At 43.6% G+C, this 10837-nt stretch carries 9 protein-coding genes; 3 read left to right on the top strand and 6 right to left on the bottom strand.

The window, feature by feature from the left end; all coding sequences use genetic code 11:
* Positions 1-119 precede the first annotated feature (119 nt).
* Positions 120-1037, bottom strand: coding sequence for a methionyl-tRNA formyltransferase (fmt, locus tag KXD93_RS24130; RefSeq protein WP_258139972.1), 918 nt, complete (start codon positions 1035-1037; stop codon positions 120-122).
* A gap of 116 nt (positions 1038-1153) precedes the next feature.
* Positions 1154-2383: an exo-beta-N-acetylmuramidase NamZ family protein gene (locus KXD93_RS24125; RefSeq protein WP_258139971.1), complete on the bottom strand. Its 1230-nt coding sequence runs from the start codon at positions 2381-2383 to the stop codon at positions 1154-1156.
* Between the two features lie 84 nt (positions 2384-2467).
* Here KXD93_RS24125 and KXD93_RS24120 point away from each other — a divergent pair, with 84 nt between their 5' ends.
* Complete coding sequence (locus KXD93_RS24120) at positions 2468-3688, top strand: ABC transporter permease (RefSeq protein ID WP_258139970.1); 1221 nt, start codon at positions 2468-2470, stop codon at positions 3686-3688.
* Positions 3689-3805: 117 nt separating this feature from the next.
* Here KXD93_RS24120 and KXD93_RS24115 read toward each other — a convergent pair whose 3' ends face one another.
* The 3 genes from KXD93_RS24115 to mazG all read right to left on the bottom strand — a co-directional run bounded on the left by KXD93_RS24115 (position 3806) and on the right by mazG (position 6805).
* A complete protein-coding gene (locus tag KXD93_RS24115; protein ID WP_258139969.1) occupies positions 3806-5173 on the bottom strand; it encodes an outer membrane beta-barrel protein in 1368 nt (455 codons plus the stop codon).
* Positions 5157-5720 (bottom strand): RNA polymerase sigma factor, encoded by a 564-nt coding sequence (locus tag KXD93_RS24110; RefSeq protein ID WP_258139968.1) that lies wholly within the window; start codon positions 5718-5720, stop codon positions 5157-5159. Before KXD93_RS24110 ends, KXD93_RS24115 begins: the two co-directional genes overlap by 17 nt.
* Before the next feature lie 281 nt (positions 5721-6001).
* Positions 6002-6805 carry a nucleoside triphosphate pyrophosphohydrolase gene (gene mazG, locus KXD93_RS24105; RefSeq protein WP_258139967.1) on the bottom strand — a complete coding sequence of 268 codons (804 nt, stop codon included), beginning with the start codon at positions 6803-6805 and terminating at the stop codon, positions 6002-6004.
* A 183-nt stretch (positions 6806-6988) separates the two neighbouring features.
* Between mazG and KXD93_RS24100 the strand changes: the two genes are divergently transcribed.
* Positions 6989-7735 (top strand): ankyrin repeat domain-containing protein, encoded by a 747-nt coding sequence (locus KXD93_RS24100; protein WP_258139966.1) that lies wholly within the window; start codon positions 6989-6991, stop codon positions 7733-7735.
* 84 nt (positions 7736-7819) lie between these two features.
* Positions 7820-9091, top strand: coding sequence for a metallophosphoesterase (locus KXD93_RS24095; RefSeq protein ID WP_258139965.1), 1272 nt, complete (start codon positions 7820-7822; stop codon positions 9089-9091).
* Between the two features lie 137 nt (positions 9092-9228).
* On the opposite strand, the gene KXD93_RS24090 is transcribed toward KXD93_RS24095, so the two are convergent.
* Positions 9229-10752: a carboxylesterase/lipase family protein gene (locus KXD93_RS24090; protein ID WP_258139964.1), complete on the bottom strand. Its 1524-nt coding sequence runs from the start codon at positions 10750-10752 to the stop codon at positions 9229-9231.
* Between the last annotated feature and the right edge of the window lie 85 nt (positions 10753-10837).

Below are 10837 nucleotides of genomic sequence, written 5' to 3'. Positions count from 1 at the left end.
TTTGCCTGCGTTAATCAAAATCGAGCATACGAAAATAATTATCATAAATTACTTGCATAGATCATAGAAATCGAAGTTTATTAAACTTCGTAAGTTTTGGGGATTGGTTTTTGGAGCGTTTAAAGTTTATTTCCTCTCAAAAACGCACCAATATCCATTTGCTTTTTGCCCTCAAGCTGAACGTCTGTTAAATAAACGTAACCGTCATTTGCAGCAAATTTTAAGTGGGTTTTATTGTCGGTAAAAAAGGCGCCTGGCTGAATGCTGGGTTCAACAATTTCGAATGTTGCAGCATACACCTTTAGGATCTTATCACCCAAAGTAGTGTAGGCAGTAGGCGAGGGGCTCAGCCCACGGATCTTATTATAAATTCCTTCGGCTGATTGCGTCCAGTCTATCAAACAATCTTCCTTAAAAATTTTTGGTGCATGTTTCAATTCAACACCCTCCAATAAGGCCGATTGGGGGTGCTCATTATAACGACCGCTTTCAACACCTTTTACCGTTTTTACCAGCAGGCCTGCGCCCTTTTGCATCAGGCGGTCGTGGAGCTCGCCTGCAGTCTCCTTACCTGTTAATGTAACTTTCTCGGTAAATAAAATATCACCGGTATCAATTTCGTGCTTCAGGAAAAATGTGGTAACGCCGCTTTCTCTTTCGCCATTTATCAGCACCCAGTTTATCGGTGCCGCGCCGCGATATTGTGGCAATAATGAGGCATGTAAGTTGATTGTCCCCTTAGGTGGCATGTTCCATACCGCTTCCGGAAGCATCCGGAATGCAACCACCACCTGCAAGTCTGCTTTTAAGGCTTTTAGTTCTTCTAAAAATTCAGGAGCTTTTAGCTTTTCGGGCTGCAATACTTTTAATCCGTTTTCAACGGCATATTGTTTAACGGCTGATTCGCTTAGCTTTTTGCCGCGCCCTGCAGGTTTATCAGGTGCGGTAACTATGGCAATAATATCGCTCCCGGCCTTTATCAATGCATCTAACGATGCTACTGCAAATTGGGGCGTGCCCATAAAAATAATCTTCATATACAGGTAAAAACGCTAACTCCTAAAGTTACTAAAAAATAAGTGTTGTGGCAAGGCTAAAACAGCTAGCATTGAACGCATTTTAACTAAATCCGGGATCGAACATCCGAAATCGGTTATGGATACAGCAAATACTTTGCCCTCATGGCCTTATAATTACTTAATCCAGGCTCCCAACTGGCCCTTATTTCTGCTTCGGTTTTGCCTGCCTCAATTTGTTTGCGTAATGTCACAGTTCCGGCAAGTTTGGTGAAGTAGGCATTGAAAAAGTGCTCCTTATCCGGGAAAGCTTTATAAAGCTCAATTAACAGCGCTAAATTAAGTTTAGCACTTGTATAAATAGTATTTGTATCGTAATTTTTAAGATCGATGCCGTAACACGTTTTATTTTTTTGCGGTGGATCCTCGCTCATTCCCTTAATACTTACCGGTGTAAATGAAAAGCTGTATTTTCCCTCAAGGGCCGGATGCCCCACCTCTAAAAATGGCGACATGGTGCCACGGCCAAGGCTAAAAGTTGTGCCCTCAAACAAACAAACCGAGGGGTATAATAAAATCGACTTGTCCGTATTCAGGTTTGGCGATGGGCTCACCGGCAATGTGTAAGGCATACTGTGCTTATAGTTTGCCACTTTTATAATTTTTAGCTTACATTTTTCATGGTCCTTTAGCCAGCCTTCACCGTTCAGCATCTGTGCATATTCAGCAGTGGTAAGTCCGTGAACAATAGGGATCGGGTTCATGGCCACAAACGCGCGAATGTTTGGCTCCAGGATTGGCCCGTCAACATAAAAGCCATTGGGATTCGGCCTGTCCAATATCATTAGTTCAATGTTGTTTTCGGCGCAGGCCTCCATTACATATTGTAGTGTTGAGAGGTAAGTGTAAAACCTAACACCCACATCCTGGATGTCATAGATCATTACATCGATGCCCTGTAAATCTTCCGGGGTTGGCTTGAAATGTTTATTGCCATAAATGGAGATCACCGGGATGCCTGTTTTAGCATCCACACTGTTATTTACATCCGCCCCGTTGCTGGCGTCGCCCCTAAAGCCATGCTCAGGCCCGTAGATTTTTTTTACGGTGATGCCCAGTTTAACCAGGCTGTCCAAACTGAGTGTTTTGTTTTTGCCGATAACCGAGGTTTGGTTGATAACCATCCCTACGTTTTTACCTTTTAAATAATCTATGTATTGGCTGGTTTGATCGGCTGCGGTAATAATTCCTGGTTTGTCACCAGGCAGTTTAGTAATGGGTTTGCTATTGTATTTTTTGACGGATCCGGCGCATGATAACGAACAGGCAATGATCAAAAAATGTATTGAAAGCTTTATTCTCATCATAAATAAACGGTGTTTCGGGATTTAAGTTTGCCGGTTTTTAGCGGTAAAACCGCATATTTGCGAAGGTACAAAAATCCAGCAGCATTGAGTTTCGCCTATTTTATAGCTAATCGTATTACATTTAAGTCAAAGCGCACCTTTTCAAAATTAATTGTGCGGATTGCCATTGTTGGTATTGCACTTGGTTTGGCTGTAATGATCCTTTCGCTGGCAGTTGTAAGGGGCTTTAAGAACGAGATCAGGCAAAAGATCCGCGGGTTCTCCGGCGATATGCAGGTAGTAAAGTACGACCTTAATAACTCTTACGAAAACTCACCATTTACAGCAGATGGAAACTTTGTAAAAAGGGCGCACCAAAACAGTAATGTTACCACCATTGTTCCCTTTGCTACCAAACCGGGAATAATAAAGGCCCATAACGAAATTGAAGGCGTAATACTCAAAGGCGTTGATAAAACCTATAGCTGGGCCTTTTTCAAAAACAATATTGTTACCGGTACCACGATTAATTTTAGTGATTCTGTTAAGTCGAAAACACAGTTGTTGATCTCCCAGGTTACTGCCGACAGGCTCAGGCTGAAAGTGGGGGATAAGATCCAGATGTATTTTGTACAGGAGCACTTGCGTCGCCGCCCGTTTGTTATTACCGGGATTTTCGACACGGGTATCGAGGAGATAGATAAACATTACGTAGTAGGGGATCTGGCGTTGATCAACCGCCTTAACAGCTGGAAGCCCGACGAAATAGGCGGGTATGAGATCCAGGTTGCTGATTTTGACCAGCTAAACCAAACCGCCAATAGCATTGACGATATACTGCCCACAAAATTGAAGGCCTATACCGTAACCGAAAATTTTTCAACCATATTCGGCTGGCTCGACCTGCTTGACGGTAATACGCAGGTAGTTTTGGTACTGATGATCCTGGTTGCTGTTATCAATATGATCTCGGCCCTGTTGATCATGATTGTGGAACGTACAGCCATGATCGGGATATTAAAGGCTATGGGCGCAAATAACTGGGCCATACAAAAGGTGTTTTTATACAATGCATTTTACCTCATTGGCCTCGGTATGCTGTTCGGAAATATATTTGGCATCGGCTTTGGCTTTTTTCAATCGCAAACACATCTTTTCAAGCTCGACCAGGCATCGTACTACATGAGCTTCGTCCCTATCCAATTTGACTGGCTCGACCTGATTCTTTTAAACGTTGGTACCTTGGTGGTTTGCTTGCTGGTAATGGTTGGTCCATCCATGCTGGTAAGCCGTATTGAACCGGTAAAGGCGATACAGTTTAAGTAGTTGATCAGAAGTAGTTAATTAGAGACCGGAGATTAGTTGAATATCGGGTCACTTTTAGTTAGTTATTCGAAATTTAACATCCATTATCTGACATTCAATTCATTGGCCTAACAATTTTCATTTATGTTTTGGTTGCGATAAGAAGTTAAATTTCAGGTTTAATCCGCCAGAACCGAAGCGCAGGTTTTGCGATCCCATGCCATCAAGCGGATATTTTAAAAATGGTTCGATGATAAGCCTGTTCCCGCCAAACGGATAGCCGATGCCAAAGGCCACGTTCAGTGTTTTGGCGAAATAAAAACTATTGAATTTGGTACCGGTTGACTCGTCCTTGGTTTGTTGCAAGGTGCTTGATGCCAGCGATGGGTAATTATATTTGTAAGTATAAGTCTCGTCGATAAAAGTGCCTGAGCTTAAGCCCAAGGAAAAATAGGCATCAGTTTTTTGCGGGTTAAATTCATATTTTAGGTTAACCGGTACGTCAAGCCCAATAAGGCTGGCATTATAATTTTTAACAGTAGGGGTCGACAACGCCATAAATTCTTTAGCCGGAGCCGCAAGTGCAGCCGGTACAAATCGGGCATTTGATGAACTGTAAACCTCCGATGGCACTGCCGAGTAGCTCAATGAGTTTTGCCCAACGGAAATACCAGTTACCAGCTTTAAATTATTGGTAAGCGGGATATCTGAAGTTACACCCGCACCCACGTTCATTTGGTTTGAGCTGCCTTTTGAATAGTTAAAATAGGTGGCGGCATACACACCAAAACGCACTTTTTTTGACTGAGCCTCTTCAATATCTTTTTTGTTAGCAATGCCTTTATCATCTTTAAACATAGCGATGATATCTTTTGCCGGTTTTTTATCCTGAATTACCAATGATTTTGGTTTATCCTGTGGAGGAGGTACAGCACTTGCTGGGGTTTTATTCGTTGTTGTTAGCACACTGGTATTAGCAGCCATCTGCGGCGCTTTGTTTATTGTTGACTTTGTGCTGTCCCGGTTGTTTTTAGCTATTAAGGTACGCCTTGCAGTAGTATCAACTACAGGCAATACTGCAGCAGGTTTACCCGGGATTGGGGTAAACGGATTAGCTGGAATAATGGTGGGCTGCAAAATCGTCGCCTGCTGGTTTTGTGCCGACTGACTCCTGGTTGTCTTTTTCTTCGCAGCAATAACATTATTAACCGGGGTATCTGCGATAACTTTTTTAGGGACCAACTTTTCCTGTTTAGGATGATTTATGACTTTAACAATATGGTTTTTCGGTTTATCCGGCGCGTTCCCCATCCATAAAAATAGTCCTAAAAACACAAGCACAACCGCTGCTGCACCCCACCACATCCAAATAAACGCACCGCGCCTGTCCCGCTTCTCCGGGAACTTCTCCCTGAGCAGCAGCCAGCCCTCATCGGCAGAGGTGTCTTCGAAATTGTCGAACACCTCCTTAATGCGGTTTTTTAATTGGTCATCCAACTCGTCCATGGTTATGTGCTTCTGATCGTAATAAATTCCTTAATTTCTCCTTAGCCCTGCTCAGGTAAACCCTGGATGAGCTTTCGGGCATAGTCAGCATTTTTGATATTTCGTCATGACTATAGCCGTCTATTTCGTATAAATTGAAAATGGTAAGTTGAACGGGCGGTAATTGCTGCATCAGCTTCAAAATGTCTTGCGCATTTAAATTTTCAATTGCATTAGTGCTGTTGCCGAGCGGCATGGCGTTATCAATTTCAACATGCAGCTGAAACTTAATTTCCTTTCGCCGGCGGTCAATAGCAGTGTTAACTATAATTGTTCGAAGCCACGCTTTAAAGGGCCGGTCGCTGTTATAGTTTTTTATGCTATTAAATACTTTTATAAAAGCGTCATTAACAACTTCTAGCGCATCATCGCGGTTTATGCTGTAGCGCAGGGCAATACCCATGGCATAGCCATAGAACTGCTTATACAGCAATTCCTGGTATTTAAGGCTGCCTGTTTTGCAATTGCTGATTATTTCTTCTTCAGCAATGCCGCGCGGTTGATGCATTAAATATGTTTAGTTCAGCTCAAATTATTGCTTTATATCATCCCGTACGAAACAGCACGCGGAATCGCTACAATAATTGAAAATTAATTTACAGATACATAATTATTAACGGCTTGTTAATGTGACAGGTATGCAGGTGTTTTTGTTTTGGCCTCACCCTGCCCTCTCCAACGGAGAGGGTTAAAGAACGAAGTTAAAGTCCTCTCCTTTGGAGGGGATTATTCATAAATCAATTACTTTTCTAAGGCATTCATGATCGCTTCGCAGTTTAGGGGAGGTGCTTATATTCTCTTCGCCTCATCCCAAAAAACATCCATCTCCGCCAGGCTCATGTCTTTTAATTGTTTGCCATGTTCAATAGCCTTGCCTTCTAAATATTGAAACCGCTTGATAAACTTACGATTCGTTTTTTCAAGCGCATCTTCAGGGTTAATGTTGATGAAGCGGGCATAGTTGATCAATGAAAACAACAGGTCGCCAAATTCTCCTTCGGCTTTTTCATGATCTATGGTGCTTTCATCCTCCGCATTGAATTCGTTTTTAAACTCCTGTAGCTCCTCCTCAACCTTGGCCCAAACCTGTTTTTTCTCCTCCCAGTCGAAGCCAACGCCGCGGGCTTTTTCCTGGATGCGGGATGCTTTTACCAGGGCAGGCAATGATGCAGGTACGCCACCTAATACAGATTTATTGCCTTCCTTAAGTTTTATTTGTTCCCAGTTGCGCTTTACGTCATTTTCGTCCTGTACCTCCACATCGCTATAAATATGCGGGTGGCGGTTAACCAGCTTATCGCAAATGCCGTTCAATACATCCGTAATATTAAAGTCGTTGGTTTCGGAAGCTATGCGGGCATAAAATACCAGGTGCAACATAATATCGCCCAACTCCTTTTTTATTTCGGACATATCAGCGCCTAAAATTGCGTCAGATAGCTCATACGTTTCCTCAATGGTTAAATGACGCAGACTTTCCAGCGTCTGCTTTTTATCCCATGGACAATTAAGTCGAAGGTCGTCCATAATGGTAAGCAGCCGGGTAAAGGCAGTTTCGGGAGTTGATGCAGTTGATGGCGGCGTTAGTGGCATATGTTTTAATTACACGAATTAAGGCAAAAATAGGGTTTAAGTCTGAAAGTCTGAATGTCGGACGCTCCGAAGTGAGCAGTTTAAGGGATTTATCTTTTTGTTGCAGGCTTGTTAGAGGCATATTTAATTGACTATGAAATAATTAAAAAATCGCCTAACTTTAGTTAACCAATAAAATCGATAATGCCCGACTATGCCCAGATCCTTTATGATATTGAAGTTCATTCTGTGGAAGGAATAAAAAGATATTTCGCTGATGGGGGCAGTCCGAACGAGATAATGGATGATGGCGCACCGCTATTCACCACTATGGTTGAGATGTATACCCGTACACCACGATTTAAGGATTGTGTAATGGCGTTTATTGATGCCGGGCTTGAGTTTGAAGACAAGGCTTTGCTGGCTGTTTTTGTTGATGATGCCGGGACATTAGAAAGGCTTATAGCCGATGATCAGGGAATAAGATCCAAAACCTATTCGCAATATAACAATACCTACACGCCGTTAACCGGTGGTACGCTACTGCATTTTTGTGCAGAATATAATAGCGTTGACTGCGCCAGGGTACTGGTAAAGCACGGCGCGGATGTAAATGCCAAAGCTGCTTTTGACAGTTATGGTTTCGGTGGACACACACCTATTTTTCACACGGTTAATCAAAACGGCAACAATTCGGTCGACATGCTACGCTTCCTGCTTGAGAACGCCGCTGACCTGCTGATAACTGTAAAAGGATTGATCTGGGGCAAAGGATACGAGTGGGAGACCTTTTTTCCGGCTGTAAACCCAATCAGTTATGCAATGATGGGGTCATTGCCGCAGGTGCATCGTAAGGAGCAAACAGTTATGGAAGTAGTTTCATTATTGATTGGGCATGCCTATGGCATTGATTATACACCCGGGAATGTTCCGAACAAATACCTGCAATAAGAACTTACTTAAATAGTACGGCCTAAAACTTTTACCTCACAATTACCTTTCCTTTTATAAATTGCGGACTTATAAAAGACATACATGCACAACGGTGGTTTTATAAAAGTTTTCCTGGTAATGGCAGTCATCAGCCTCCTGCTGGACTGGTATGTATTCAACGGGATCAAAACCATAACGAACGGCTGGCAATCAGGGCTGGCGCGCAACCTGGTTAACTGGGGCTACCTGGGAATATCAGTAGGGATAACCGTAGTTTTCATTGCCGGCTTCGGTGCCTTCAGCACTGCGCGAGGAATGACGCCCTTTCATGAGTGGATGCTGAGCTTGTTCCTCACCTTTTTAATAACCAAGATTTTTTTTGTGCTGGTATTGTTTTTGGGGGATATAACCCGGTTCTTTTACGGGATAATAAGCCATCTTTTTGGCTCAAAAACCAATGTTGCTGAATCATATTTTCCAGCCCGTCGCAAGTTTGTGAGCGAGCTAGCTGTGTTAGTGGCGGCAGTTCCGTTCAGCGGTTTTATGTACGCCATGTTCAAGGGTAAGTATGATTATAAGGTACATCGTACGACGCTTTATTTCGATGACCTGCCCGAGGCCTTTGACGGGTTCACCATTACACAACTTTCAGACATCCATTCCGGCAGCTTTGACGATACCAAAGCTATGCAGCGCGGAATTGACCTGGCCAAGGCGCAAAAAAGCGACCTGTTTGTTTTTACCGGAGATCTGGTAAACAATGCCGCCTGGGAAATAGAACCTTATATTTCGAATTTCAGCCAACTGAGGGCGCCGTTCGGTCAGTTCAGTATATTGGGTAACCATGATTATGGCGATTACATAGAATGGGCAAGCGAAGCCGAAAAAGCGGCGAACCTCGATAAATTAAAGGAACATCACAAAACGCTCGGCTATCGTTTGATGCTGGATGAAAATATCGACCTTGAAAAGAATGGCCAAAAGATCTCACTAATAGGTGTGCAAAATTGGGGCAGGGGATTTATTCAATTAGGTGATCTTGACAAAGCTTTAAAAGGAGTTGATAAGGATGCCTTTAAGATTCTGCTCTCGCACGACCCAACACATTGGGAAGAAAAGGTTCGATTTAATCCAACAACCGTTCATTTAACGCTGGCTGGCCATACTCATGGCGCACAGTTTGGTGTAGAAGTAGCAGGGTTCCGGTGGAGCCCGGTACAATACCGCTACCTGGACTGGGCCGGTTTAGTTAACGAAAAGAACCGCTACCTGTACGTTAACCGGGGCTTCGGCTTCCTCGCGTTTTCAGGCAGATTAGGCATCTGGCCGGAGATCACGGTGATAACTTTGAAGAAGAAGAGGTCAGAGGCTTAACCCGATTGTCATTGCGAACGAGGTACGAGTGAAGCAACCTCGTAGCAATACAGGGCGAACAGAATGGTGTAGGACTAGCCTCGCGTAAATGCATAGCGACGAGGTTGCCGCGCTATCGCTCGCAATGACAATGTTTTTTATTTGTTATTTATAGTGAACACTTGCGATGGGAAACTCCTATCATCAAAAACCTCTTTCATCTCTTCCACTTTATTTTCACTATTAAAAATCATCACTTGCCGGGTGTCATTTTTATAGAGCGGCCAGTTCGGTAATGCTGAAACATTTGGGTTGCCGGTTTTAATAAATGCGACCCATGCGTTGTGCATCTCCAGGTCTAATTTATCTTGTCCTGGTTTCTTGTCTTTTACTTTTGGGTTACTCCAAACATAATGTAATTCCACCCCGTGCCGTGCGCCATATTTCTCATCATTATCATAATCAAAGCGGTACATCCAAACAGGGATGCCGTTTTGCGACAGCACCTTTGCAAAGCGGTAACTGTGCATTTGGTACATATATTGGGTGACTACTTTTACAGCAGCGTCGTAGGGAGCGCTGGTTTTTAATTCGTTTTGATAAGTTTTATTAACCAGCGGTGCGCCATCCCGGAACAAAGGCTTTAAGATGGTATTTTCCGGATCCTTGCTCCATCCATCTTCGCTCACAAATGCAGCAGCCTCGTATTTGTTGGTGCCGATAAGCGCTTTTATCCGTGGAATTTCCTTACCGGCGGCGTATTTGTAGCCATCCTCCTTGATAACTATCCCGTCATAAACCGGCCCGAAGAATGAATTTCCGCCGATACCGGCACACACTATTGCCTGTGCCTTCATGATAGAATCAGCAGGCAGCATAAGCAGCTTACTTGCATCATTTGTCCCTAAACCTAGTTGATGTAAAATCATTAATCGCTCGTTTTTGGCGGTAACCTCATCCCTGATGCATTGTACTGAACCGCTCTCTGCAATATATTGCTGAAATAACCCTTTGGACTGTGGCGAAACCAGCACCGCGCTGATCAGCTTTGCCCCGGCGGATTCACCCATTATAGTTACCCGGCTTGGGTCACCGCCAAATGATGCGATATTTTGCTTGATCCATTTAAGCGCCATTACGCAATCAAGCAATCCACAGTTGCCCGATCCGGCGTAGCGTTTGTCCACATCATCCATGTATAAAAAGCCGAATGCGCCAAGGCGGTAATTAATAGTGATGGTAACAATGTTGTCATTATCGGCAAAAGCGTGTCCATCCATTCCCTTGCCCGAGCCTGCCGTCATGCTGCCGCCGTGTACCCAAACTACTACGGCGCGTTTTTTATCGTCGGCTTTTGGCGTATAAATATTCATGCTCAGGCAATCCTCAGTTCCCTGCACTTGTTTTCCACCCGGCTGCACAGCTATTGAGCCGAATTTTTGCGCCGAAAGGGTGTCGTTCCATGCCGCATGTTCAACAGGTGCGATAAACCGAAGCGAACCTACAGGCGGAGCAGCGTAGGGCACCCCTTTAAAAACTGCAATCCCGTTTTCTGTTATACCTTTTATAAATCCCTTATCAGTTTTAACAACCGGATCTGCGTTTTGAGCCGATACCTTAATTGAAAAAACTATAAATGCAGATAACAGCGCGATGCTGATTTTTGACCAGGTAAATTTCATGGCGATGATTTAGAAAGCTAAAATTAAGTATTGCAGATGATAAAGTGTGTAACAATGCCATTTACACACAAGCAAAATCTAAACC

Source organism: Mucilaginibacter phenanthrenivorans (assembly GCF_024721155.1).
GTDB classification, from domain to species: domain Bacteria; phylum Bacteroidota; class Bacteroidia; order Sphingobacteriales; family Sphingobacteriaceae; genus Mucilaginibacter; species Mucilaginibacter phenanthrenivorans.
The sequence above is the reverse complement of the archived record's forward strand: the minus strand, read 5'-3'. Positions and strand labels throughout refer to the sequence as shown.

Coding starts and splice junctions, on each gene's coding strand:
- KXD93_RS24090 (WP_258139964.1), bottom strand. CDS start 10,752: ATGAAATTTACCTGGTCAAAAATCAGCATCGCGCTGTTATCTGCATTT.
- fmt (WP_258139972.1), bottom strand. CDS start 1,037: ATGAAGATTATTTTTATGGGCACGCCCCAATTTGCAGTAGCATCGTTA.
- KXD93_RS24100 (WP_258139966.1), top strand. CDS start 6,989: ATGCCCGACTATGCCCAGATCCTTTATGATATTGAAGTTCATTCTGTG.
- KXD93_RS24110 (WP_258139968.1), bottom strand. CDS start 5,720: ATGCATCAACCGCGCGGCATTGCTGAAGAAGAAATAATCAGCAATTGC.
- mazG (WP_258139967.1), bottom strand. CDS start 6,805: ATGCCACTAACGCCGCCATCAACTGCATCAACTCCCGAAACTGCCTTT.
- KXD93_RS24125 (WP_258139971.1), bottom strand. CDS start 2,383: ATGATGAGAATAAAGCTTTCAATACATTTTTTGATCATTGCCTGTTCG.
- KXD93_RS24115 (WP_258139969.1), bottom strand. CDS start 5,173: ATGGACGAGTTGGATGACCAATTAAAAAACCGCATTAAGGAGGTGTTC.
- KXD93_RS24095 (WP_258139965.1), top strand. CDS start 7,820: ATGCACAACGGTGGTTTTATAAAAGTTTTCCTGGTAATGGCAGTCATC.